The organism is Massilia horti, from assembly GCF_004614195.1.
Classification (GTDB): Bacteria; Pseudomonadota; Gammaproteobacteria; order Burkholderiales; family Burkholderiaceae_D; genus Telluria; species Telluria horti.
Genome location: NZ_SPUM01000145.1, coordinates 24,170 through 45,376, shown reverse-complemented (window position 1 = coordinate 45,376; position 21,207 = coordinate 24,170). Strand labels below are relative to the sequence as shown.

General features: G+C 61.4%; 34 protein-coding genes and 1 tRNA gene. 32 read left to right on the top strand and 3 right to left on the bottom strand.

Annotated elements, in window-relative coordinates; translation table 11 throughout:
* Positions 1-131: EF-Tu C-terminal domain-related protein (locus E4O92_RS22920; protein WP_502572583.1), on the top strand; the 131-nt coding region annotated here is incomplete at its 5' end.
* Between the two features lie 216 nt (positions 132-347).
* Positions 348-665: a 30S ribosomal protein S10 gene (gene rpsJ / locus E4O92_RS22915; protein WP_130186563.1), complete on the top strand. Its 318-nt coding sequence runs from the start codon at positions 348-350 to the stop codon at positions 663-665.
* 229 nt (positions 666-894) lie between these two features.
* Here the strand turns inward: rpsJ and E4O92_RS22910 are convergent, their stop codons facing one another.
* The 3 genes from E4O92_RS22910 to E4O92_RS22900 form a co-directional block, all read right to left on the bottom strand.
* A complete protein-coding gene (locus E4O92_RS22910) occupies positions 895-1,404 on the bottom strand; it encodes a GFA family protein (RefSeq protein ID WP_135191957.1) in 510 nt (169 codons plus the stop codon).
* Positions 1,405-1,701: 297 nt separating this feature from the next.
* Complete coding sequence (locus E4O92_RS22905; protein WP_135191956.1) at positions 1,702-2,880, bottom strand: tetratricopeptide repeat protein; 1,179 nt, start codon at positions 2,878-2,880, stop codon at positions 1,702-1,704.
* Between the two features lie 129 nt (positions 2,881-3,009).
* A complete protein-coding gene (locus E4O92_RS22900) occupies positions 3,010-4,113 on the bottom strand; it encodes a mechanosensitive ion channel family protein (RefSeq protein WP_135191955.1) in 1,104 nt (367 codons plus the stop codon).
* Between the two features lie 205 nt (positions 4,114-4,318).
* Here E4O92_RS22900 and E4O92_RS22895 point away from each other — a divergent pair.
* The 30 genes from E4O92_RS22895 (at position 4,319) to dsbD (ending at position 21,107) form a co-directional block, all read left to right on the top strand.
* Positions 4,319-4,395, top strand: a tRNA-Val gene (locus E4O92_RS22895).
* A gap of 272 nt (positions 4,396-4,667) precedes the next feature.
* A complete protein-coding gene (gene rplC, locus E4O92_RS22890; RefSeq protein WP_135191954.1) occupies positions 4,668-5,324 on the top strand; it encodes a 50S ribosomal protein L3 in 657 nt (218 codons plus the stop codon).
* 3 nt (positions 5,325-5,327) lie between these two features.
* The gene (gene rplD / locus E4O92_RS22885) at positions 5,328-5,948 is read left to right on the top strand and encodes a 50S ribosomal protein L4 (protein WP_135191953.1); all 621 of its coding nucleotides are present in this window, start codon (positions 5,328-5,330) and stop codon (positions 5,946-5,948) included.
* Positions 5,945-6,262 (top strand): 50S ribosomal protein L23, encoded by a 318-nt coding sequence (gene rplW / locus E4O92_RS22880; protein ID WP_047826124.1) that lies wholly within the window; start codon positions 5,945-5,947, stop codon positions 6,260-6,262. The genes rplD and rplW overlap by 4 nt, the downstream gene beginning before the upstream one ends.
* The gene (rplB, locus tag E4O92_RS22875) at positions 6,262-7,086 is read left to right on the top strand and encodes a 50S ribosomal protein L2 (RefSeq protein ID WP_135191952.1); all 825 of its coding nucleotides are present in this window, start codon (positions 6,262-6,264) and stop codon (positions 7,084-7,086) included. The genes rplW and rplB overlap by 1 nt, the downstream gene beginning before the upstream one ends.
* Positions 7,087-7,098: 12 nt before the next feature.
* Positions 7,099-7,374: a 30S ribosomal protein S19 gene (gene rpsS, locus E4O92_RS22870; protein ID WP_135191951.1), complete on the top strand. Its 276-nt coding sequence runs from the start codon at positions 7,099-7,101 to the stop codon at positions 7,372-7,374.
* Complete coding sequence (rplV, locus tag E4O92_RS22865) at positions 7,371-7,703, top strand: 50S ribosomal protein L22 (protein WP_206076929.1); 333 nt, start codon at positions 7,371-7,373, stop codon at positions 7,701-7,703. Before rpsS ends, rplV begins: the two co-directional genes overlap by 4 nt.
* Before the next feature lie 11 nt (positions 7,704-7,714).
* Complete coding sequence (gene rpsC, locus E4O92_RS22860; RefSeq protein ID WP_135191949.1) at positions 7,715-8,512, top strand: 30S ribosomal protein S3; 798 nt, start codon at positions 7,715-7,717, stop codon at positions 8,510-8,512.
* A 2-nt stretch (positions 8,513-8,514) separates the two neighbouring features.
* Entirely contained in the window at positions 8,515-8,934 is a 420-nt protein-coding gene (rplP, locus tag E4O92_RS22855; protein WP_036246288.1) for a 50S ribosomal protein L16, read from the top strand.
* 12 nt (positions 8,935-8,946) lie between these two features.
* Positions 8,947-9,138: a 50S ribosomal protein L29 gene (gene rpmC / locus E4O92_RS22850; RefSeq protein ID WP_135191948.1), complete on the top strand. Its 192-nt coding sequence runs from the start codon at positions 8,947-8,949 to the stop codon at positions 9,136-9,138.
* Positions 9,135-9,407 (top strand): 30S ribosomal protein S17, encoded by a 273-nt coding sequence (rpsQ, locus tag E4O92_RS22845; protein ID WP_135191947.1) that lies wholly within the window; start codon positions 9,135-9,137, stop codon positions 9,405-9,407. Before rpmC ends, rpsQ begins: the two co-directional genes overlap by 4 nt.
* Positions 9,408-9,635: 228 nt before the next feature.
* Positions 9,636-10,004, top strand: a complete 369-nt coding sequence (gene rplN, locus E4O92_RS22840) for a 50S ribosomal protein L14 (protein WP_135191946.1) — start codon at positions 9,636-9,638, stop codon at positions 10,002-10,004.
* Between the two features lie 10 nt (positions 10,005-10,014).
* A complete protein-coding gene (rplX, locus tag E4O92_RS22835; RefSeq protein WP_135191945.1) occupies positions 10,015-10,329 on the top strand; it encodes a 50S ribosomal protein L24 in 315 nt (104 codons plus the stop codon).
* Positions 10,330-10,335: 6 nt separating this feature from the next.
* Positions 10,336-10,875, top strand: coding sequence for a 50S ribosomal protein L5 (gene rplE, locus E4O92_RS22830; RefSeq protein WP_135191944.1), 540 nt, complete (start codon positions 10,336-10,338; stop codon positions 10,873-10,875).
* A 2-nt stretch (positions 10,876-10,877) separates the two neighbouring features.
* Positions 10,878-11,183: a 30S ribosomal protein S14 gene (rpsN, locus tag E4O92_RS22825; protein WP_135191943.1), complete on the top strand. Its 306-nt coding sequence runs from the start codon at positions 10,878-10,880 to the stop codon at positions 11,181-11,183.
* Positions 11,184-11,197: 14 nt separating this feature from the next.
* Positions 11,198-11,593: a 30S ribosomal protein S8 gene (gene rpsH, locus E4O92_RS22820; protein WP_135191942.1), complete on the top strand. Its 396-nt coding sequence runs from the start codon at positions 11,198-11,200 to the stop codon at positions 11,591-11,593.
* A 10-nt stretch (positions 11,594-11,603) separates the two neighbouring features.
* Complete coding sequence (gene rplF, locus E4O92_RS22815) at positions 11,604-12,137, top strand: 50S ribosomal protein L6 (protein WP_135191941.1); 534 nt, start codon at positions 11,604-11,606, stop codon at positions 12,135-12,137.
* Between the two features lie 12 nt (positions 12,138-12,149).
* On the top strand, positions 12,150-12,512 hold the full coding sequence (gene rplR / locus E4O92_RS22810) for a 50S ribosomal protein L18 (protein WP_135191940.1): 363 nt from the start codon (positions 12,150-12,152) through the stop codon (positions 12,510-12,512).
* Between the two features lie 12 nt (positions 12,513-12,524).
* Positions 12,525-13,043, top strand: coding sequence for a 30S ribosomal protein S5 (rpsE, locus tag E4O92_RS22805; protein ID WP_135191939.1), 519 nt, complete (start codon positions 12,525-12,527; stop codon positions 13,041-13,043).
* Between the two features lie 10 nt (positions 13,044-13,053).
* The gene (gene rpmD, locus E4O92_RS22800; protein WP_135191938.1) at positions 13,054-13,233 is read left to right on the top strand and encodes a 50S ribosomal protein L30; all 180 of its coding nucleotides are present in this window, start codon (positions 13,054-13,056) and stop codon (positions 13,231-13,233) included.
* Positions 13,234-13,259: 26 nt separating this feature from the next.
* Positions 13,260-13,691 (top strand): 50S ribosomal protein L15, encoded by a 432-nt coding sequence (gene rplO, locus E4O92_RS22795; protein ID WP_135191937.1) that lies wholly within the window; start codon positions 13,260-13,262, stop codon positions 13,689-13,691.
* A 28-nt stretch (positions 13,692-13,719) separates the two neighbouring features.
* Complete coding sequence (secY, locus tag E4O92_RS22790) at positions 13,720-15,054, top strand: preprotein translocase subunit SecY (protein ID WP_135191936.1); 1,335 nt, start codon at positions 13,720-13,722, stop codon at positions 15,052-15,054.
* 29 nt (positions 15,055-15,083) lie between these two features.
* Positions 15,084-15,302, top strand: coding sequence for a translation initiation factor IF-1 (infA, locus tag E4O92_RS22785; RefSeq protein WP_005663428.1), 219 nt, complete (start codon positions 15,084-15,086; stop codon positions 15,300-15,302).
* A gap of 32 nt (positions 15,303-15,334) precedes the next feature.
* Positions 15,335-15,448 carry a 50S ribosomal protein L36 gene (gene rpmJ, locus E4O92_RS22780; RefSeq protein ID WP_005663407.1) on the top strand — a complete coding sequence of 38 codons (114 nt, stop codon included), beginning with the start codon at positions 15,335-15,337 and terminating at the stop codon, positions 15,446-15,448.
* Positions 15,449-15,464: 16 nt separating this feature from the next.
* The gene (gene rpsM / locus E4O92_RS22775; protein WP_135191935.1) at positions 15,465-15,830 is read left to right on the top strand and encodes a 30S ribosomal protein S13; all 366 of its coding nucleotides are present in this window, start codon (positions 15,465-15,467) and stop codon (positions 15,828-15,830) included.
* Positions 15,831-15,844: 14 nt separating this feature from the next.
* Entirely contained in the window at positions 15,845-16,249 is a 405-nt protein-coding gene (rpsK, locus tag E4O92_RS22770) for a 30S ribosomal protein S11 (protein WP_135191934.1), read from the top strand.
* Positions 16,250-16,476: 227 nt separating this feature from the next.
* Positions 16,477-17,100 carry a 30S ribosomal protein S4 gene (gene rpsD, locus E4O92_RS22765; RefSeq protein WP_135191933.1) on the top strand — a complete coding sequence of 208 codons (624 nt, stop codon included), beginning with the start codon at positions 16,477-16,479 and terminating at the stop codon, positions 17,098-17,100.
* 227 nt (positions 17,101-17,327) lie between these two features.
* Complete coding sequence (locus E4O92_RS22760; protein ID WP_135191932.1) at positions 17,328-18,305, top strand: DNA-directed RNA polymerase subunit alpha; 978 nt, start codon at positions 17,328-17,330, stop codon at positions 18,303-18,305.
* A 216-nt stretch (positions 18,306-18,521) separates the two neighbouring features.
* Positions 18,522-18,917, top strand: a complete 396-nt coding sequence (gene rplQ, locus E4O92_RS22755) for a 50S ribosomal protein L17 (RefSeq protein ID WP_135191931.1) — start codon at positions 18,522-18,524, stop codon at positions 18,915-18,917.
* Positions 18,918-19,238: 321 nt separating this feature from the next.
* Positions 19,239-21,107 (top strand): protein-disulfide reductase DsbD, encoded by a 1,869-nt coding sequence (dsbD, locus tag E4O92_RS22750; protein ID WP_135191930.1) that lies wholly within the window; start codon positions 19,239-19,241, stop codon positions 21,105-21,107.
* Positions 21,108-21,207: the final 100 nt, after the last annotated feature.

Here is a 21,207-nt window from a genome sequence, read left to right as displayed (position 1 = left end):
CGGGCGACAACGTGTCGATCGTCGTCAAGCTGATCGCTCCGATCGCAATGGAAGAAGGTCTGCGTTTCGCAATCCGCGAAGGCGGCCGTACCGTTGGCGCCGGCGTGGTTGCCAAGATCCTGGCTGACTAATCAGCCGCGATCAACGGACGGGGCGTGAGCCCTGTCCGGCGCAACAAGAGGGGCGGAGCTTGCAGTTCCGCCCCTGGCGTTTAAGCAAGGCCACAGGAGGCGGAACTTTTATCGATCCCCTCTGAATTGGTGATATACTTGCTCGCTTTGCTGTACAGTAGGACCAGACACTTATTGCCGGCGCCCAGCCGGTTCGTTCTTTATTAAGGAAATAGCATGTCCACTCCCAACCAGAAAATCCGCATTCGCCTGAAAGCGTTCGACTACAAGCTGATCGACCAGTCCGCACTGGAAATCGTCGATACCGCCAAGCGCACCGGCGCAGTGGTCAAGGGCCCGGTTCCGCTGCCGACCCGCATCCAGCGTTTCGACGTGCTGCGTTCCCCGCACGTGAACAAAACCTCGCGCGACCAGTTCGAAATCCGTACGCACCAGCGTCTGATGGACATCGTGGACCCGACCGACAAGACCGTTGACGCACTGATGAAGCTGGACCTGCCGGCTGGCGTCGACGTCGAAATCAAGCTGCAGTAATCCTGCAAATTTGATACTGGCGGGAGAGCCCGCCACTGAAAAAGCCAGCATGACGCTGGCTTTTTTTCGTCCCTGTCACCGTTGGCCGGGTTGCGTTGGGCGTAGGGTGGGCAGGGTGAGGCTGGCCAGTGGCCTGCCGAACGCCCACGCGTTCAGCGATGGCCGGCCATATCTGAACAGTTTGCAGTTTAGTTGAACGCGTGGGCGGGAAACCCGCCCACCCTACGCTTCAGCGCCGCGCGGCTTGGTACGCTTCGATCCGCGGCAACAGCGCAATCCGTCGCCTCAGGCTCTCGGTCGGCCAGTACAGCTCGCGGTCGTAGTATTCCGGCACTGCCGGGGTATCCGCCGGCAGCACCACCCAGGGCTGCCGGGAGGTGGTGAAGATGTGGATATCGGGCGGCAGCAGGTCCGGCTGGTCCAGCGTTCCGACGCGCACGAAGCTCACCAGGGGGCCGTTGCTGGAATAGTGGCTCCACAGCGCAACCAGGCAGTGCGGGCAGCGCGCGATCATTTGACCGTTGCCGCTGGCCGATGGCGTATCCACCAGCCGCGGCTCGCCGGCCAACAGTTCCACATGGTCGGCTTCGATCATCGCGTTCAAGGCAAACGAGGCGCCGGATTCGCGCTGGCACCAGCGGCAATGGCAGCAGTGCACGAACAGTGGGGCGCTCGTGAGCCGATAGCGTACGTGGCGGCAGTCGCAGGCGCCTTCGATCGGGAACTGCGTATTGGACATCGTGTTCTCCCTTTATGGTTATGATGCGCGGCCGCCACCACGAATGTTGGCGCCTGCTGTCCCGTAGGGTGCGCACCCGTGCGCACGCGGTACGGTTGAATAGAGTTTGCGCGTCTGGGTTTACAAGCGTTACGTCGCGGTGGTGCAGCCGCGAGCCTGCGAACGGACCGCGTGCGCACAGGTGCGCACCCTACGACGTATGGCCGAATCCTGATCTGCGGATGAGCCCAGTTTCAGCCATATGTTCAACATGCGCAACTCCGCTTGCGCTATGGCGCCTGGTCTGCGCTCTCCGCTTCAGGGACGCAATCCGTATGCCGCGATGAAGGCCTTGATTCCGTCCGGGTGGGCGCGTTTCCAGTCTTCGAATTCGGTGCGGTACGCTTCGCGGTACATCAACAGCAGTACCGCTGGTTCGAGCTGGCCAGCCTTCACCAACTTTTCCATTGCAAGCAGGCCAGGATCGGTCAGATCGCCCTTGCCATTTGCCCTCGCCTTGGCCGCTGTCTCCATCGCCAGCTGCCAGGCCACCAATTGCCGGCGGAACGGGGAGAGGGGCTTATCGTCGGCATCTTTCTGCTCCGCGCTTTCGGCTAATGCAAGCGCGAGCCAGACCAAGTGATCGGTTGTTTCCTTCTCGTCCCCGTAGTTAAGTGTGATGTTCACGTGCCCGGTTGCTGGATCGCGTTTCACATTCGCTCTGTGCCCCAATTCCAGCCGTTTGAGGTCCATGCCTTCGGCACGCAGCAGCATCTCGAGTTTGTCCCAGTTGGGCACCTGGCTCGGATGCGCAGCAATGCCGTTGTACAGGGCCGCTTCCGCACGGCGGCGCTCTCCCTGCATCAGCAAGGCGTCAGACAGGAAGCGCCACGCCTGGCTGTTGCGCGCTTCGATCTCGGTGGCTTTGCGGAACCGCAGCTCGGCCTCATGCCACTGTCGCTGCGCGTAGTAACCGTCCCCGGCCATCACCCACGCAGTCGAATATAAAGGATCGAGTTTGGCGGCAAGTTCGTATTTAGCTATCGCTTCGGGATAGCGCTTCTGGTGAAACAGTGCCTCGCCTTCATTGAATGCCGCGGACGCTTCAGCGGTCGGCACGTGCAATGGCGCAGGCAGGTCATCCATCAGGGCGCGCAAGGTTTCCTGGGCCAGCGGGTCGCGCTCGTCGAGCTTCAGCGCTTCTCGCGCGGCCGCTTCGGCCTGGCGTTGCAGTTCCGGCGCCTTATCTGCTGGCGTTCCCCGCGCAAGCTCGTAAAGCAGGTTGGCCATCGCCGCGACAGGCATGGACGCTTCCGGGTCTTCCTTGCGGGCGAGCTGGAAAGTGTCCCACGCCTCGCGGAATTTTCCTTGCGCGAGCAGCGCGTGTCCTTTGTCAACCAGCGCCTGGCAGGCATCGTTTCCAATAACCTTGCCTGAGACTGGACCCAAGTGGAGGAGGGCGGCGAGTAGGGCAATCCAGATCGAATTTTTGCGCATGGTCGATAAACAGGAGTTGGGCTGGGTAGGGCTGAAGATGATGTTATCACAATGAAAACACCAATAACCCTCACTCGTCGTTCCCGCAATAGGAGGGCGACGTGGCCGCCCTGGGTTTGCTCTGAATGGTTATGGGGCCTGGTCTGCGCTCTCGGCCTGCGGGGTTGCCGCGCCGGCGCGCAGCGCGCGTTCGCCGTTGACGTCAACCAGATGCAGTGCTTGCGTCGGCAGCGCGAACTGGACCCCGCGCTCGGCAAAGCTCTTGATCAATTGGAAGTGGATTTCCTGCTGGATGTCCATGTGCACCACATAGTCCGGCGAGTTCACCGTGTACACGGCCTCGAAGTTCAGCGACGCCGGCCCCACTCCCGTAAAGTGGGAGCGATCGAGGCGCACCTGTGGCTGCGACTTGATGATGTCTGCGATCAGTCCCGGGATCTCGCGCAGCTGCTGCTCCGAGGTGCCGAAAGGAACCGCGATACCCAGCACCGCCCGCCGCGTTTCCATGCGCTTCATGTTGTGGATGCGGCTCTTGAGCAGGTCGGCATTCGAGAAGATGATCTGCTCGCCGTTCAGGCTGCGCACGCGCGTGGTCTTCAGCCCCACGTGTTCGACGGTTCCGAGCACGCCGTTGACGTTGATGAAGTCGCCGATCACGAACGGCTTGTCGAGCACGATCGACAGCGACGCAAACAGGTCGCCCAGGATGTTCTGCACCGCCAGCGCCACCGCGATACCGCCGATCCCGAGCGAGGCGACCAGCGTCGTGATGTTAAAGCCCAGGTTGTCCAGCAACATCAGCGCGAGGACGGACCACAGCACGATGCGCGAGACAAAGCCGATCGCGGCGGCCGAAGTGGCGCGCCCCGGTTCGTCGCCGCGCGCGGCGCGGTATTCGACCAGCCAGCCGCGCAGCGCATTGTCGATCCAGACCGCGCCCTGGATCAGGCCGACTGTGATCGCCGCGCGCGTCAGGAACAGGTCCACGCGCGGCGCCAGCGTGAGGTAGCGGGCGCCGAAAAATATGCCCAACACCGCCAGCACGTAAAAGTGGGTGGCGTCCAGCGCGGCCACCAGGATGTCGTCAAGCTTGGTTTCGGTGCGCGCGGCGATGATCGCCAGCCGCCGTACCAGCACGGTCTTGAGCGCGTACAGGCCCAGCGTGACGCCCACCGCGATCCCGACCGCGATCAGCCATTCGGCCGTTGTGTTGTTGTAAAAGACCAGATTCATGTGTTGCTTCCCTTGGCTGTCCTGCGAAGGCGGCGCGCAGCGGCGCTGCAGGATCGGCACGTCGTCCTTATGTTGCAAGGAAAGTCTAACATGCAGCCTCAGCGTGACAACCCATGGCACGATTGGGCTCGATCCGGCGCCTATGGGCCGGTTAGCGAACGGGCCTTGCGCTTTTCCAGCCGCTGCCCGTATAATGCCGGTCCCCGGGCGGTTAGTTCAGCTGGTTAGAATACTTGGTCGACATCCAAGGGGTCGCAGGTTCGAATCCTGCACCGCCCACCAGAATTCCAAATGCGCAGGATCCGCGCGATCCTGTAGAGAAAAGGGTGCCCTGCGCGCCTTTTCTGTGCTGACCAGCAAAGGTCAGATTTCTTCTTTCTCCATTCTTCCTGCATCGCGGTGCAACAGTGCGACATACCTCGCGCTACCCTGTTGCGTCAAGACTTATTTCGCGCTATACTAGTCGGCTTCGGTGTGTATTCGTCTTTTTTGAATATGCACGTTTTTAGTAGTTGAACTAGCCCCGCCCAATCGTAGGTGGGAATGGAGAAAAAATGAGCCTGGGCCTTCTCGGTCGCAAGGTTGGCATGATGCGCATCTTCACGGACGACGGGGATTCGATCCCTGTTACCGTGCTGGACGTATCGGACAACCGTGTTGCGCAAGTCAAAACTCCTGAAACGGATGGTTACACCGCTGTTCAGGTCGCATTCGGTCAACGTCGCGCATCGCGCGTGAACAAGGCCGCTGCGGGTCACTACGCCAAGGCTGGCGTACAAGCCGGTACGGTGCTGAAGGAATTCCGCATCGAAGCCGCCAAAGCCGCCGAACTCAAAGCCGGCGACACCATCAACGTCTCGATGTTCGAAGTCGGCCAGAAAATCGACGTGCAAGGCACCTCGATCGGTAAGGGCTACGCCGGTACCATCAAGCGTTACAACTTCGCCTCGGGTCGCCAGACCCACGGTAACTCGCGTTCGCACAACGTGCCGGGCTCGATCGGTATGGCGCAGGATCCGGGCCGCGTGTTCCCGGGCAAGCGCATGACCGGTCACATGGGTGACGTCACCGTGACCACCCAGAACCTGGAAATCGCTCGTATCGATGCCGATCGCCAGCTGCTGCTGGTCAAGGGCGCGGTTCCTGGCGCGAAGAACGGCCACGTGGTCGTCAAGCCAGCCGTCAAAACCAAAGCACAGAAGGGAGCTTAAACGATGGAACTGAAGCTTCTGAATGAGCAAGGTCAAGCTGGCGCCGCCGTCGCTGCTGCCGACACCGTGTTCGGCCGCGATTACAACGAGGCCCTGATCCACCAGGTTGTGGTCGCCTACGCCGCCAATGCGCGCAGCGGCAACCGCAAGCAGAAAGACCGTGAGGAAGTCTCCCACACGACCAAGAAGCCGTGGCGCCAGAAGGGCACCGGCCGCGCTCGTGCTGGTATGTCCTCGTCGCCGCTGTGGCGCGGAGGTGGCCGGATTTTCCCGAACACCCCGGACGAGAACTTCTCGCACAAGGTCAACCGCAAGATGTACCGCGCAGGCATCTGCTCGATCCTGTCCCAGCTGGCCCGTGAGGACCGCCTGAACGTGATCGAGAACCTGTCGGTCGAAGCGCCGAAGACCAAGCTGCTGTCGCAAAAGCTGCAGGGCATGGGTCTGGACTCGGTCCTGGTTATCACCGACACGATCGACGAGAACCTGCAACTGGCCTCGCGCAACCTGCCGAACGTGCTGGTTGTGGAGCCGAAGCACGCCGACCCGATGTCGCTGGTGTTCTACAAGAAAGTCCTGGTCACGAAAGCAGCGCTGGCCAAGATCGAGGAGATGTTCGCATGAGCGCCGCTATCAAATTCAGCGAAGAGCGCCTGATGAAGGTGCTGCTGGCTCCGGTCATTTCCGAGAAGGCTACCTTCGTCGCGGAAAAGAACGAGCAGATCGTGTTCAAGGTCCTGCCGGACGCCACCAAGCCGGAAATCAAGGCTGCTGTGGAACTGCTGTTCAAAGTCGAAGTGGAGTCGGTGCAGACCGTCAACCGCGAAGGCAAGCAGAAGCGCTCGGGCCGTTTCATCGGCCGTCGCAACCACACCAAGCGTGCTTTCGTGTGCCTGAAGCCGGGCCAGGAAATCAATTTTGTCGAGGAGGCTAAATAATGGCACTCGTAAAGATGAAGCCAACCTCCCCAGGCCGCCGCGGCATGGTCAAGGTTGTGAACGCCGACCTGTACAAGGGCCGTCCGTTCGCAGCGCTGGTTGAGAAGAAATCGAAGACTGCTGGCCGTAACAACAACGGCCACATCACCACCCGCCACATCGGCGGTGGCCACAAGCAGCACTACCGCCTGGTTGACTTCAAGCGCAACAAGGACGGCATCACTGCCAAGGTCGAGCGTATCGAGTACGACCCGAACCGCAGCGCGCACATCGCCCTGGTGTGCTACGCCGACGGCGAGCGCAAGTACATCATCGCGTCCAAAGGCATGGCGGTGGGCGACGTGGTCCAGAACGGCTCGGAAGCGCCGATCAAGGCCGGTAACTGCCTGCCGATCCGTAACATCCCGGTCGGCACCACGATGCACTGCGTCGAAATGCTGCCTGGCAAAGGCGCGCAGATGGCGCGTACCGCCGGCGCCGGCGTCGTGCTGATGGCACGTGAAGGCACCTACGCCCAGGTCCGCCTGCGCTCGGGTGAAGTGCGCCGCGTGCACATCGAGTGCCGCGCCACGGTTGGCGAAGTCGGCAACGGCGAGCACAACCTGCGCAAGATTGGTAAGGCTGGTGCAATGCGCTGGCGCGGCGTCCGCCCGACCGTTCGCGGTGTGGTGATGAACCCGATCGACCACCCGCACGGTGGTGGTGAAGGTCGTACGGCTGCCGGTCGTCATCCTGTGTCGCCTTGGGGCCAGCAGACGAAGGGCAAGAAGACGCGTTCGAACAAGCGCACTTCTTCGATGATCGTCTCGCGTCGTAAGAAATAAGGGGAACACTAGATGACTCGTTCACTGAAAAAAGGGCCGTTCTGCGACGCCCACCTGATGAAAAAGGTCGAGACCGCTCAGGCATCGAAGGACAAAAAGCCGATCAAGACCTGGTCGCGTCGTTCGACGATCATGCCGGACTTTATCGGCCTGACGATCGCTGTTCACAACGGCAAGCTGCACGTACCGGTGTACGTTTCCGAGAACATGGTTGGTCACAAGCTCGGCGAGTTCGCGCTGACCCGCACGTTCAAGGGCCACGCCGCTGACAAGAAGGCGAAGAAATAATGGAAACTAAAGCTATCCTCAAAGGCGTGCGCCTGTCGGAACAGAAGGGCCGCCTGGTTGCAGACCTGATCCGTGGCAAGAAAGTTGATGCTGCACTCAACATTCTGCAGTTCAGCCCGAAGAAGGGTGCGACCATCATCAAGAAGGTGCTGGAGTCCGCGATCGCGAACGCCGAGCACAATGATGGCGCCGACATCGACGAGCTGAAAGTTACCCAGATCTACGTCGAAAAGGGACCGATCCTCAAGCGCTTCACGGCACGTGCCAAGGGCCGCGGCGATCGCATTTCGAAACAATCCTGTCACATCTACGTGACTGTCGGCCATTAAGGAGTCATACGATGGGACAGAAGATTCACCCGACTGGCTTTCGCCTGGCAGTGACCCGTAACTGGGCTTCGCGCTGGTACGCCGGCAACGGCAACTTCGCCGAGATGCTCAAGGAAGACCTGGAAGCACGTACCTTCCTGAAGAAGAAGCTGAAGAACGCTTCGGTTGGCCGCATCGTCATCGAGCGTCCGGCCAAGAACGCGCGCTTCACCGTGTACAGCTCGCGTCCGGGCGTGGTCATCGGCAAGAAGGGCGAGGACATTGAAGTCCTGAAGTCGTCGCTGACCAAGATCATGGGCGTGCCGGTGCACGTGAACATCGAGGAAATCCGCAAGCCGGAAATCGATGCGCAACTGATCGCCGATTCGATCTCGCAGCAGCTGGAAAAGCGGATCATGTTCCGCCGCGCCATGAAGCGCGCGATGCAGAACGCGATGCGCCTGGGTGCCCAGGGCATCAAGATCATGTCGTCGGGCCGCCTGAACGGCATCGAGATCGCACGTACCGAATGGTACCGCGAAGGCCGTGTGCCCCTGCACACCCTGCGCGCCGACATCGACTACGGCACCAGCGAAGCGTCGACCACCTACGGCATCATCGGTGTCAAGGTCTGGGTCTACAAGGGCGACCGTTCGGCAACGGGCGAAGCTCCGGTGATCGAGACCCCGGCCGACGAGAAGAAGCCGCGCGGTCCGCGTCGCGAAGACGGCAAACCGGCTGGCCGTGGCCGCCCGGGCGCCAAACCGGCAACCGCTCCAGCAGGCCGCCGCGCTGCCAAGCCGGCTGCAGCTGACAAAGCAGGAGAATAAAGATGCTGCAGCCATCCCGCAGAAAGTATCGTAAAGAGCAGAAAGGCCGCAACACCGGCATTTCGCACACCCGCGGCACCTCGGTGTCGTTCGGTGAGTTCGGCCTGAAGGCAGTTGCCCGCGGCCGGATCACCGCACGCCAGATCGAGGCGGCGCGTCGTGCCATGACCCGTCACATCAAGCGTGGCGGCCGTATCTGGATCCGTATCTTCCCGGACAAGCCGATTTCGAACAAGCCGGCCGAAGTCCGTATGGGTAACGGTAAGGGCAACCCGGAGTACTACGTCGCTGAAATCCAGCCAGGCAAGGTCCTGTACGAGATGGACGGCGTCGCAGAAGAACTGGCGCGCGAAGCATTCCGCCTGGCCGCTGCCAAACTGCCGCTGGCAACCACCTTCGTGGTGCGCCAGGTCGGCCAATAACAGGAGTTGAATATGAAAGCTAGTGAACTCCGCGGCAAAGACCAGGACGCGCTGACCAAGGAGCTGACCGAGCTGCTCAAGGCCCAGTTCGGCCTGCGCATGCAGATCGCGACCCAGCAACTGTCGAACACCGCGCAGCTCAAGAAGGTACGCCGCGACATCGCGCGTGTGAAGACTGTGATGAACCAGAAGGAAGCCAAATGAACGACACCACTAAAACGGCGCTCAAGCGTACGCTGGTCGGCAAGGTCGTGTCCGACAAGATGGACAAGACGGTGACCGTACTGATCGAACGTCACGTCAAGCACCCGCTGTACGGCAAGATCATCGTGCGCTCGAACAAGTATCACGCGCACGACGAGACCAACCAGGCCAAGACCGGCGACACGGTCGAGATCCAGGAAGGTCGCCCGATCTCGAAGACGAAAGCGTGGACCGTGACCCGTGTGGTGCAAGTCGCACAGGTCCTGTAAGCGTTAAAAAATTTGTCTTGCGACGCCCGCTGGTATGTGCAATACTAGCGGGCTTCGTTCATATGTCGCCGCAGTTCATCCCCGCGATCGCTGCGGCCTGCAACGAAGTTATATTGGAAAGTCCAATCACCCAAACGGACGCCCGTGGGCGGACGGCGGGACCAAGACTGACCGCAGGCCCACGGTCTCCGTGGGGTTTCTTCGGCTTAAGTTGGGAAAGAAAATATCATGATTCAAACTGAAAGCCGGCTCGAAGTGGCCGACAACACCGGTGCGAAGGAAGTTCTGTGCATCAAGGTGTTGGGCGGCTCCAAGCGCCGTTATGCGAGCATTGGCGACGTGATCAAGGTCACCGTGAAGGTGGCCCAGCCGCGTGGCCGTGTCAAAAAAGGTGAAATCTACAACGCTGTGGTTGTGCGTACCGCCAAGGGTGTGCGCCGCCAAGACGGCTCCCTGGTGAAGTTCGATGGCAACGCCGCTGTCCTGCTGAACTCCAAGCTGGAGCCGATCGGTACCCGCATCTTCGGGCCGGTGACGCGTGAACTGCGTACCGAGAAGTTCATGAAGATCGTGTCCCTGGCACCTGAAGTTCTGTAAGGGGAATCGAATGGATAAGATCCGTAAAAACGACGAAGTCATCGTCCTGGCAGGCAAGGACAAGGGCAAGCGCGGTGTCGTGCTGGCTCGCGTCGATGCCGAGCACGTCATCGTCGAAGGCGTCAATGTCGCCAAGAAGGCTGTCAAGCCGAACCCGATGACCGGTGTCACCGGTGGCATCGTCGACAAAACCATGCCGATCCACCAGTCCAATGTCGCGCTGTTCAACGCAGCGGCCGGCAAGGCTGACCGTGTGGGCTTCAAGATTGTGGACGGCAAGAAGGTCCGCGTCTTCAAGTCGAACGGCGAAGTAGTGAAGGGGTAATAGATAATGGCCCGTCTCCAACAACTGTATAAAGATAAGATCGTCGGCGAGCTGACCGAAAAGTTCGGCTACAAGTCCGTGATGGAAGTGCCGCGCCTGACCAAGATCACCCTGAACATGGGTCTGGGCGAAGCGGTGGCCGACAAGAAGGTCATCGAGCACGCGACCGGCGACCTGACCAAGATCGCTGGCCAGAAGCCGGTGGTGACCAAGGCGCGCAAGGCAATCGCAGGCTTCAAGATCCGTGAAGGCTACCCGATCGGCACGATGGTGACCCTGCGCGGCGCCCGCATGTACGAATTCCTGGACCGTTTCATCACCGTGGCCCTGCCGCGCGTGCGTGACTTCCGCGGCGTCAATGGCCGCTCGTTCGACGGCCGTGGCAACTACAACATCGGCGTCAAAGAGCAGATCATTTTCCCGGAAATCGATTACGACAAGATCGACGCGCTGCGTGGTCTGAACATTTCGATCACCACCACCGCTAAGACCGACGACGAAGCCAAAGCGCTGCTCGCCGCCTTCAAATTCCCGTTCAGGAACTAAGCATGGCAAAACTTTCACTGATCAACCGCGAACAGAAGCGTGCAGACCTGGTGGAGAAATTCGCCGCAAAGCGTGCCGCTCTGAAAGCCATCATCGACGACCAGTCCAAGTCGGACGAAGAGCGCTACGAAGCGCGCCTGAAGCTGCAGGCGCTGCCGCGTAACTCGAACCCGACCCGTCAGCGCAACCGCTGCGTGATCACGGGCCGTCCGCGTGGCACCTTCCGTAAATTCGGTCTGGGCCGCATCAAACTCCGCGAATTCGCCATGCGTGGCGAAATCCCGGGCATGACCAAAGCTAGCTGGTAATAGGAGAACAAAGCATGAGTATGAGCGATCCTATCGCCGATATGCTGACCCGCATTCGCAACGCCCAGGGCGTGCAGAAGACCACCGTGTCGATGCCGTCGTCGAAAGTGAAGGTTGCGATTGCCTCCGTCCTGAAGGACGAGGGTTACATTGAAGATTTCGCCGTGACCACCGAAGGTGGCAAGGCTGAACTGAAAATCGGTTTGAAGTATTACGTTGGCCGTCCGGTTATCGAGCGCCTCGAGCGCGTGTCCCGTCCTGGCCTGCGCATCTACAAGGGCAAGAACGAAATCCCTCAGGTCATGAATGGCCTGGGCGTGGCAATCGTCTCGACCCCGCAGGGTGTGATGACCGACCGCAAAGCACGCGCAACCGGTGTCGGTGGCGAAGTGATTTGCTACGTGGCTTAAGGAGTAGACGATGTCTCGAGTAGCTAAGATGCCGATCGCCGTTCCGAGCGGCACCGACGTGACCATCAGCGCTGGCGCGATCACGGTCAAGGGCCCGCTGGGCACCCTGACCCAGTCGCTCAACGGCCTGGTCAAGGTAGAACACAACAACGGCACGCTGACCTTTGACGTCATCGACGATTCGCGCGAATCGAACGCGATGTCGGGTACCCTGCGTGCACTGGTCTCGAACATGGTCACCGGCGTGACCAAGGGGTTCGAGCGCAAGCTGACCCTGGTGGGCGTGGGTTACCGCGCCGCCGTGCAGGGCAACGCGCTGAACCTGTCGCTGGGCTTCTCGCACCCGGTCATCCACGCGATGCCGGAAGGCGTGAGCGCCGCGACCCCGACCCCGACCGAGATCGTGATCAAGGGTATCGACCGCCAGAAAGTCGGCCAGGTCGCCGCCGAAGTGCGTGCTTACCGCGCTCCTGAGCCTTACAAGGGCAAGGGCGTTCGCTATGCGGACGAAGTGGTCAAGCTGAAAGAAACCAAGAAGAAATAATCGGAGCTGACGATGGACAAGAAAGAATCGCGTCTGCGTCGCGGACGCCAAACCCGCATCAAGATTGCGCAGCTGGGCGTGAACCGCCTGCAGGTGCACCGCACCAATCTGCACATCTATGCGAACCTGATCAGCCCGGAAGCCAAGGTGCTGGTGTCGGCTTCGACGCTGGAAGCGGAAGTGCGCGCCGAGCTGGCCGGTCAGACGGGCAAGGGCGGCAACGCCGCTGCCGCTGCCCTGGTTGGCAAGCGCGTCGCCGAAAAGGCGCTCAAAGCAGGGATCACCGAAGTAGCGTTCGACCGCTCCGGTTTCCGTTACCACGGCCGTGTGAAGGCGCTGGCAGAAGCCGCGCGCGAAGCCGGTCTGAAGTTCTAAGGAAGAATCGTCATGGCAAAAATGCAAGCGAAAATGCAAAGCGACAAGCCGGATGATGGCATGCGCGAAAAGATGATCGCGATCAACCGCGTGACCAAAGTGGTCAAGGGCGGTCGCATCATGGGCTTCGCGGCACTGACCGTTGTCGGTGATGGCGATGGCCGCATCGGCATGGGCAAGGGCAAGTCGAAGGAAGTTCCGGTCGGCGTGCAAAAGGCAATGGAAGAAGCCCGCCGCAACCTGATCAAGGTCCCGCTCAAGAACGGCACCCTGCAGCACACCGTCACCGGCCGCCACGGCGCGTCGCGCGTGCTGATGTCGCCGGCCAAGCCGGGTACCGGCGTGATCGCAGGCGGCGCAATGCGCGCCATCTTTGAAGTGATGGGCGTGACCGACGTGGTCGCCAAGTCGACGGGTTCCTCCAACCCGTACAACCTGGTGCGCGCGACCCTGGACGGCCTGTCGAAAATGAGCACTCCGGCCGAGATCGCCGCCAAGCGCGGCAAGTCGGTCGAAGAGATCCTGGGTTAAGGGGAACACCATGGCAAACACCATCAAAGTCAAGCTGGTCAAGGGCCTGATCGGTACCCGCCAGGACCACCGCGCCACCGTGCGCGGCCTGGGCCTGCGCCGTATCAACTCGGTTTCCGAGCTGCAGGACACCCCGGCGATCCGCGGCATGATCAACAAAGTCGCGTACCTCGTTAAAGTAGTCGAGTAAGCCTCGGCTTACGAACGGAGAAACTAATGGAACTCAATACCATTCAACCAGCCGTTGGCGCCAAGCACGCTAAGCGTCGCGTCGGCCGCGGTATCGGCTCGGGCCTGGGCAAGACCGCAGGTCGCGGCCACAAGGGTCAGAAGTCGCGTTCGGGCGGCTTCCACAAGGTCGGCTTCGAAGGCGGCCAGATGCCGCTGCAGCGCCGTCTGCCCAAGCGTGGCTTCAAGTCGATGAACGCGCCGTTCCGCGCCGAGGTGCGCCTGTCGGAACTGAACGGCCTGGCCGTTGCCGACATCGATATCCTGGTGCTCAAGCAAGCAGGCATCCTGCCGGTCGTCGCCCGCGACGTCCGCGTGATCCTGTCCGGCGAGCTCACCCGTGCGGTGAACCTCAAGGGCCTGAAAACGACCGCCGGCGCGAAAGCGGCGATCGAAGCTGCTGGCGGTTCGGTCGCGTAAGTGACCGACTGCCTGATCGGAGCAAAAATTGGCGACTAATTCACAACTTGGTAAAAGCGCCGCCGCCGGCTTCCCCTGGGGTCGGCTGTGGTTTTTGCTTGGCGCATTGGTCGTATACCGTATCGGTGCTCACATCCCGGTCCCCGGGATTGATCCGGTCGCCCTGGCTCGGCTGTTCCAGCAGAACGAAGGCGGCCTCCTGGGCATGTTCAACATGTTCTCGGGTGGCGCCTTGTCGCGCTTTACCGTGTTCGCCCTCGGCATCATGCCTTACATTTCGGCTTCGATCATCATGCAGCTGGTGTCGATCGTCGTCCCGCAGATGGAGGCACTGAAGAAGGAGGGCGAGGCAGGACGCCGCAAGATCACCCAGTACACCCGCTACGGCACGGTGGCACTGGCGCTGTTCCAGGCGTTCGGCATCGCGGTCGCGCTGGAGGCCCAGCCGGGCCTCGTGCTCGACCCGGGCATGGCGTTCCGCTTCGTGACTGTCGTGTCGCTTCTGACCGGCACCATGTTCCTGATGTGGCTGGGTGAGCAGATCACGGAACGCGGCCTGGGCAACGGTATTTCGATCATCATTTTTGCCGGTATCGCGGCAGGCCTGCCGGGCGCGCTTGGCGGCTTGTTTACCCTCGTGTCCAAAGGATCGATTGGCAGCTTCTCGGCCATCGTCATCGTGGTCCTGGTGGCCGCAGTGACGTGGGGCGTGGTGAAGGTGGAACGCGGACAGCGCAAGATTCTGGTCAATTATGCGAAACGCCAGGTCGGCAACAAGGTGTACGGTGGCCAGAGCAGCCACTTGCCCCTGAAGCTGAACATGGCAGGCGTGATTCCGCCGATCTTTGCGTCGTCGATCATCATGTTCCCGGCCACGATCGTCGACTGGTTCACGCGCGGCAAGGATACTTCGAACCCGGTGATCGGGTTCCTGAAGGACCTGGCAGCGTCGATGGCACCTGGCGAGCCGATCCACGCATTGTTGTACGCGGTGGCGATCGTGTTTTTCTGCTTCTTCTATACGGCGCTGGTATTTAACAGCAAGGAAACGGCGGACAACTTGAAGAAGAGCGGCGCGTTTGTGCCGGGCATTCGCCCGGGTGAGCAGACCGCGCGCTACATCGACAAGATCCTGATGCGCCTGACCCTGGCCGGTGCGGTCTACATCACCCTGGTGTGCCTGCTGCCGGAATTCCTGGTCGCGAAGTGGAAGGTTCCTTTCTACTTCGGCGGCACGTCGCTGCTGATTATCGTGGTGGTGACGATGGATTTCATGGCGCAAGTGCAGAACTATGTGATGTCGCAGCAATATGAATCGCTGCTGCGCAAGGCCAATTTCAAGGGCGGGATTCCGACGCGCTAAGCGTTGCCGTCCTAGGAGAGCAAGACCGAATGGCAAAAGACGACGTCATCCAAATGCAAGGCGAGATTCTCGAGAATCTCCCGAACGCAACATTTCGCGTAAAGCTGGAAAACGGGCACGTGGTTCTCGGGCATATCTCGGGTAAAATGCGGATGAATTACATCCGTATTTTGCCGGGCGACAAAGTGACGGTGGAGTTGACGCCGTACGACCTGTCGCGCGCCCGCATCGTGTTCCGGACCAAGTAAAAATTTAAGTATCCAAGGAAGAGAGTGCAAACATGAAAGTTAACGCTTCAGTCAAGCGGATCTGCCGCAACTGCAAGATCATCAAGCGCAAGGGTGTGGTCCGCGTCATCTGCGTCGAGCCGCGTCACAAGCAGCGTCAAGGTTAATTTCAAGGAATAACGAATGGCACGTATTGCAGGGGTTAACATCCCAAATCACCAGCACACCGTGATCGGCCTGACGGCAATCTACGGTATCGGTCGTCCGCGCTCGGAGAAGATCTGCGCCGCGACCGGTGTGGCGACCAACAAGAAGGTCAAGGAACTGGACGACAACGAACTCGAGAAGCTGCGCGACGAAGTTGCGAAGTTTGTCGTGGAAGGCGACCTGCGCCGTGAGCTGTCCATGAACATCAAGCGTCTGATGGACCTGGGCTGCTACCGTGGCATGCGTCACCGCAAGGGCCTGCCGGTCCGCGGCCAGCGCACCCGCACCAACGCACGTACCCGCAAGGGCCCGCGCAAGGCAGCACAAGCTCTCAAGAAATAATCTAGGAACCGACCATGGCTAAGCAACAGAGCAGCGCGGCAGCAGCCCGCGTACGCAAGAAAGTCAAGAAGAACGTTGCCGAGGGCATCGCCCACATCCACGCATCGTTCAACAACACGATCATCACGATCACCGACCGCCAGGGCAACGCCCTGTCGTGGGCGACCTCGGGCGGCGCCGGTTTCAAAGGCTCGCGCAAGTCGACCCCGTTCGCAGCGCAGGTTGCTGCTGAAGCGGCAGGCAAGGTCGCGCAGGAATCGGGCGTGAAGAATCTGGAAGTGCGTATCAAGGGCCCGGGCCCGGGCCGCGAGTCGGCTGTGCGCGCGCTGAACAACCTGGGTATCAAGATCACCGAAATCCAGGACGTGACCCCGATTCCGCACAACGGCTGCCGTCCGCCGAAGCGCCGCCGCATCTGATGGCAGACGGGCCTGGCCCGTTTGCGACAGATCGGTTGCTGCAAGAAATCGCCGGTGCAGTGCCCTGGAAAATGGGTTATACTGCCCGGCTATTGTCGCCTGCCGTCCCCATTCACGGCGGGTTTTTTGTTTAAGCCACGTCCGGCCTCATCGTCAGAGCCGGACTAGCGCCTGTCGCATCGCGTGGCGATGCCCCTGGGGCGTGATTTTCTATAAAGGTAACAAACGTGGCACGTTATATCGGACCAAAATGCAAACTGGCGCGCCGTGAAGGCACCGACCTGTTCCTCAAGAGCGCACGCCGCTCGCTCGACTCCAAGTGCAAGGTGGACGTCAAGCCGGGTCAGCACGGTGTCAAGTCGGGCGCCCGTACTTCGGACTACGGCAACCAGCTGCGCGAAAAGCAGAAGGTCAAGCGCATGTACGGCGTGCTCGAGCGCCAGTTCCGCCGCTACTTCGCTGAAGCATCGCGCCGCAAGGGCAACACCGGCGAGACCCTGCTCAAGCTGCTGGAAGCACGCCTGGACAACGTCGCCTACCGCATGGGCTTTGGCTCGACCCGCGCCGAAGCGCGCCAGCTGGTCAGCCACAAGGCCTTCACGGTCAACGGCAACGTGGTGAACATCGCTTCGTACGCGGTCAAGACCGGCGACGTGATCGCCGTGCGCGAAAAGGCCAAGAAGCAAGTGCGTATCCAGGAAGCGCTGTCGCTGGCCGAGCAGGTTGGCTTCCCGACCTGGGTGTCGGTCGATGCCAAGAAGATGGAAGGCACGCTCAAGTCGTTCCCGGAGCGTAACGAGATCGCCGCCGACGTCAACGAAGCACTGATCGTCGAACTGTACTCGCGTTAATCGACTTCGTCGCGGTCAACCCGCGACGAAGTCGTCCCCGCGCAGGCGGGGATCCATGCTGAGCTGGCTAAATCGCCTCAGCATAGGTTCCCGCCTCCGCGGGAAGTCGTTTCCGGCAATGCCGGGAACGACGTTGGAAGTGTGCCTGCCCCCGTGGCAGGCTTTATCACATTAATGCCATCAGCCTTATCGGTGTAACGAGCCGAGGGTATTGAAAAGGACATTTCATGCAAAATAGTTTGTTGAAGCCACGTATTATCGATGTCGAAGCGCTCGGCGCCGGTCACGCAAAAGTCGTGATGGAGCCGTTCGAACGTGGTTATGGCCATACGCTGGGCAACGCGCTGCGTCGCGTGCTGCTGTCGTCGATGGTGGGCTACGCGCCGACCGAAGTGACGATCGCCGGCGTGGTGCACGAGTACTCGTCGCTGGACGGCGTGCAGGAAGACGTGGTCGACCTGCTGCTGAACCTGAAAGGCGTCGTGTTCAAGGTGCACAATCGCGATTCCGTCACGCTGACCCTGAAGAAGGAAGGCGAAGGCCCGGTGCTGGCATCGGACATCGACCTGCCGCATGACGTGGAACTGATCAACCCGGATCACACCATCGCCCACCTGACCGCTGGTGGCAAGCTGGACATGCAGATCAAGGTCGAGAAGGGCCGCGGCTATGTGCCGGGCAACGTGCGCCGCCTGTCGGAAGACACCAACAAGACCATCGGCCGCATCATCCTCGATGCCTCGTTCTCGCCGGTGCGTCGCGTGTCCTACGCAGTGGAATCGGCCCGTGTCGAGCAGCGTACCGACCTGGACAAGCTGATCATCAACATCGAGACCAACGGCGTGATCACGCCGGAAGAAGCGATCCGCCAGTCGGCCCGCGTGCTGGTTGACCAGCTGAACGTGTTCGCCGCGCTGGAAGGCACCGAGGCAGCCGCCGAGGCACCGTCGCGCGCACCGCTGGTCGATCCGATCCTGCTGCGTCCGGTGGACGACCTCGAGCTGACCGTCCGTTCGGCGAACTGCCTGAAGGCCGAGAACATCTACTACATCGGCGACCTGATCCAGCGTTCGGAAAACGAGCTGCTCAAGACCCCGAACCTGGGCCGCAAGTCGCTCAACGAGATCAAGGAAGTGCTCGCTTCGCGCGGCCTGACCCTCGGCATGAAGCTGGAGAACTGGCCGCCGGCTGGGCTCGAAAAGTAATCAACCGAAAGTACAACCCTACTTTCGGTTGGAATTAGCCAAAAAGGACTGGCAGAGCCAGATCCTTTTTGGATGTAACACCAGGAAGTGCAACTGCAGTACTGCCCCGCGCAATCCGGCGCAGGGAATTTAAACCATTGAACCGGTCCGCGATCATGCAGCAGCTTGCATGAGTCGATCGAAGAACTGGAATGTAAAAACTCGAAAGGAACTACCATGCGTCACCGTCACGGCCTTCGCAAGCTGAACCGTACTTCGTCCCACCGCCTGGCCATGCTGCGCAACATGACCGTCTCGCTGCTGCGTCATGAAGCCATCAAGACCACGCTGCCGAAAGCCAAGGAACTGCGTCGCGTCATCGAGCCGATCCTGACCCTGGGCAAGACCGACACGCTGGCCAACAAGCGCCTGGCATTCTCGCGCCTGCGCGACCGCGAAATGGTCCTCAAGCTGTTCGCCGAACTGGGCCCGCGCTACGCTAACCGCAATGGCGGCTACATCCGTATCCTGAAGATGGGCTTCCGCGTTGGCGACAATGCACCGATGGCCTACGTCGAGCTGGTCGACCGTCCGGAACCGACCGCAGCTGACGAAGCACCGACCGCTGAGTAATTCACCCCGGCGTTCGCTAAAAAACCAGGCCTTGTGCCTGGTTTTTTTTCGGCTGCGCAGACCAGGGTGGCGGATGCGCTCTTTGGCGCACACGGATCGGAGTTCGTAGGGGGCGCGGGGCCGCCGAGGACCAGTGCGCACGCGGTTCGCGAAGGCAGCGTAGTGGAGCAGCAGCCGCAAGTCAGCATGCGGTGACCGCGTGCGCACAGGTGCGCACCCTACGCCTCGGGCGAGGCCGGTGGAACGAACCTTGCGGCACGGTCACACATCGATCCGGTACGGGTGGTACCATTCCGGTGCGGATTCAAGATCACTGGAAATATGACCAATCTCCTGTCCATTTCACTGTTGCGCCGCCTGGCGCTGTTGTTTGTCGCATTGGCATGCCTGTGCGCGCCGCTGGCTGCGCGCGCGGATGACGATTTCCTCGCCCCCGAGCAGGCCTTCAAGTTCTCGGCCCACATGGACGGCTTGAAGACCATCGTGGTCAGCTACGACATCGCCGATGGCTACTACATGTACCGCGAACGCTTCAAGTTCAGCGCCGATGGCGCCAAATTGGGCGAACCGCAGATCCCGTCGGGCAAGGTCAAGTTCGACGAGACCTTCCAGAAAGAGGTCGAAACCTATCACGGCAACGTCACGATCCGCATTCCCGTCGAGGGCGCTGGTCCGTTCATGCTGACCGCCACCGGTCAGGGCTGCGCCGACAAGGGGCTGTGCTATCCGCCGCAGCAGGCGCAGGCCCGGCTGGTCGCCGATAACGGTTCGGTTGGCCCGACTCCGCAGATGAGTGTTCCGGTCGGCGGCAAACCTCTGCCGTTCCAGTCCGGCGCGTTGGGCGAGGCGCCTGCCGTGGACATGCCGCCGGCCGCCGGCCCCGCCACCGAATCCGCCCCATCAGCGCCGCCGGCCGCCGCGCCAGCCCAGGCTGATTCTGAGCTGTCGGGCATCGCCTCGCTGCTGCATGGCGGGCGCCTGCTGGCGATCGTGCCGGCCTTCGTGCTGCTTGGCCTGGGCCTGGCGTTCACGCCCTGCGTGCTGCCGATGGTTCCGATCCTGTCTTCGATCATTGTGGGCGAAGGGAAGGTCAAGCGCGCACGCGGCTTCGTCCTGTCGCTCACCTACTCGCTCGGCATGGCGATCGTCTACACGGCTTTGGGTGTGGCCGCGGGCCTGCTCGGCCAGGGTTTGGCGGCCACATTGCAGAACCCGTGGGTGCTGGGCGCGTTCGCGCTTTTGATTGTGGCGATGTCGCTGTCGATGTTCGGCGTGTACCAGCTGCAGGTGCCGGCCGCGCTGCAGTCGCGCCTGGCCAGCGCCTCGGGCCGTCAGGCTTCGGGCAAGCTTGCCGGCGTGTTCGCGATGGGCGCGATCTCGGCGCTGATCGTCGGGCCCTGCGTGGCGGCTCCACTGGCAGGTGCGCTGGTCTACATCAGCCAGACGCGCGACGTGCTGATCGGCGGCGTGGCGCTGTTCTCGATGGCGATCGGAATGAGCATTCCGCTGCTGCTGGTCGGCGTGTCGGCCGGGTCGCTGCTGCCGCGCGCCGGCGCCTGGATGGACGCGGTCAAGCGCTTCTTCGGCGTGCTGATGCTGGCGATGGCGGTGTGGATGGTGTCGCCGGTGCTGCCGGCGGTGGCGCAGATGTTGCTGTGGGCCGCGCTCCTGCTTGGCTACGGCTTCTACCTGCTGTGCGCACGGGGACAATGGGCTGGGATGGCCCTGGGAGCCGCTTGCGCCGTGCTGGGCGCAATGCAGCTGGCCGGCGTGGCCAGCGGTGGCCGCGACGCGCTGGCGCCGCTGGCGCACCTGCGTGGCGGGCAGCAGCAGGCGCTGGCCTTCACCCGCATCAAGACTGTCGACCAGCTCGACGCGGCGCTCGCAGCCAGCGGCGGCAAGACCGCGCTGCTGGACTTTTACGCTGACTGGTGCGTCTCATGCAAGGAAATGGAAAAGCTGACCTTCGTCGACCCGGCGGTCAAGGAAAAGTTGGCGGGCACGCTACTGTTGCAGGTGGACGTGACCGCCAACGACGCGCACGACCAGGCCATGCTCAAGCGCTTCGGTTTGTTTGGGCCACCGGGCATCATCATGTTCGACCGGGACGGGCGCGAAATCCCGGACAGCCGCGTGATCGGCTACCAGGACGCTACCAAGTTCATGCGCTCGCTCGCGCGGCTGCCGTAGCGGCCGTTTCAAAAGGCGCTGTCATCGTTAGCTTGGCCGCGTAGGGTGGGCGGGAAACCCGCCCACCCTGCAAAACCGGCTCGAACTTCCAGCGGCGCAC

Excerpts from the sequence above, each read along its gene's own strand:
- rpsJ (WP_130186563.1), top strand. The coding sequence starts at position 348 with ATGTCCACTCCCAACCAGAAAATCCGCATTCGCCTGAAAGCGTTCGAC.
- E4O92_RS22910 (WP_135191957.1), bottom strand. The coding sequence starts at position 1,404 with ATGTCCAATACGCAGTTCCCGATCGAAGGCGCCTGCGACTGCCGCCAC.
- E4O92_RS22905 (WP_135191956.1), bottom strand. The coding sequence starts at position 2,880 with ATGCGCAAAAATTCGATCTGGATTGCCCTACTCGCCGCCCTCCTCCAC.
- E4O92_RS22900 (WP_135191955.1), bottom strand. The coding sequence starts at position 4,113 with ATGAATCTGGTCTTTTACAACAACACAACGGCCGAATGGCTGATCGCG.
- rplC (WP_135191954.1), top strand. The coding sequence starts at position 4,668 with ATGAGCCTGGGCCTTCTCGGTCGCAAGGTTGGCATGATGCGCATCTTC.
- rplD (WP_135191953.1), top strand. The coding sequence starts at position 5,328 with ATGGAACTGAAGCTTCTGAATGAGCAAGGTCAAGCTGGCGCCGCCGTC.
- rplW (WP_047826124.1), top strand. The coding sequence starts at position 5,945 with ATGAGCGCCGCTATCAAATTCAGCGAAGAGCGCCTGATGAAGGTGCTG.
- rplB (WP_135191952.1), top strand. The coding sequence starts at position 6,262 with ATGGCACTCGTAAAGATGAAGCCAACCTCCCCAGGCCGCCGCGGCATG.
- rpsS (WP_135191951.1), top strand. The coding sequence starts at position 7,099 with ATGACTCGTTCACTGAAAAAAGGGCCGTTCTGCGACGCCCACCTGATG.
- rpsC (WP_135191949.1), top strand. The coding sequence starts at position 7,715 with ATGGGACAGAAGATTCACCCGACTGGCTTTCGCCTGGCAGTGACCCGT.
- rplP (WP_036246288.1), top strand. The coding sequence starts at position 8,515 with ATGCTGCAGCCATCCCGCAGAAAGTATCGTAAAGAGCAGAAAGGCCGC.
- rpmC (WP_135191948.1), top strand. The coding sequence starts at position 8,947 with ATGAAAGCTAGTGAACTCCGCGGCAAAGACCAGGACGCGCTGACCAAG.
- rpsQ (WP_135191947.1), top strand. The coding sequence starts at position 9,135 with ATGAACGACACCACTAAAACGGCGCTCAAGCGTACGCTGGTCGGCAAG.
- rplN (WP_135191946.1), top strand. The coding sequence starts at position 9,636 with ATGATTCAAACTGAAAGCCGGCTCGAAGTGGCCGACAACACCGGTGCG.
- rplX (WP_135191945.1), top strand. The coding sequence starts at position 10,015 with ATGGATAAGATCCGTAAAAACGACGAAGTCATCGTCCTGGCAGGCAAG.
- rplE (WP_135191944.1), top strand. The coding sequence starts at position 10,336 with ATGGCCCGTCTCCAACAACTGTATAAAGATAAGATCGTCGGCGAGCTG.
- rpsN (WP_135191943.1), top strand. The coding sequence starts at position 10,878 with ATGGCAAAACTTTCACTGATCAACCGCGAACAGAAGCGTGCAGACCTG.
- rpsH (WP_135191942.1), top strand. The coding sequence starts at position 11,198 with ATGAGTATGAGCGATCCTATCGCCGATATGCTGACCCGCATTCGCAAC.
- rplF (WP_135191941.1), top strand. The coding sequence starts at position 11,604 with ATGTCTCGAGTAGCTAAGATGCCGATCGCCGTTCCGAGCGGCACCGAC.
- rplR (WP_135191940.1), top strand. The coding sequence starts at position 12,150 with ATGGACAAGAAAGAATCGCGTCTGCGTCGCGGACGCCAAACCCGCATC.
- rpsE (WP_135191939.1), top strand. The coding sequence starts at position 12,525 with ATGGCAAAAATGCAAGCGAAAATGCAAAGCGACAAGCCGGATGATGGC.
- rpmD (WP_135191938.1), top strand. The coding sequence starts at position 13,054 with ATGGCAAACACCATCAAAGTCAAGCTGGTCAAGGGCCTGATCGGTACC.
- rplO (WP_135191937.1), top strand. The coding sequence starts at position 13,260 with ATGGAACTCAATACCATTCAACCAGCCGTTGGCGCCAAGCACGCTAAG.
- infA (WP_005663428.1), top strand. The coding sequence starts at position 15,084 with ATGGCAAAAGACGACGTCATCCAAATGCAAGGCGAGATTCTCGAGAAT.
- rpmJ (WP_005663407.1), top strand. The coding sequence starts at position 15,335 with ATGAAAGTTAACGCTTCAGTCAAGCGGATCTGCCGCAACTGCAAGATC.
- rpsM (WP_135191935.1), top strand. The coding sequence starts at position 15,465 with ATGGCACGTATTGCAGGGGTTAACATCCCAAATCACCAGCACACCGTG.
- rpsK (WP_135191934.1), top strand. The coding sequence starts at position 15,845 with ATGGCTAAGCAACAGAGCAGCGCGGCAGCAGCCCGCGTACGCAAGAAA.
- E4O92_RS22760 (WP_135191932.1), top strand. The coding sequence starts at position 17,328 with ATGCAAAATAGTTTGTTGAAGCCACGTATTATCGATGTCGAAGCGCTC.
- rplQ (WP_135191931.1), top strand. The coding sequence starts at position 18,522 with ATGCGTCACCGTCACGGCCTTCGCAAGCTGAACCGTACTTCGTCCCAC.
- dsbD (WP_135191930.1), top strand. The coding sequence starts at position 19,239 with ATGACCAATCTCCTGTCCATTTCACTGTTGCGCCGCCTGGCGCTGTTG.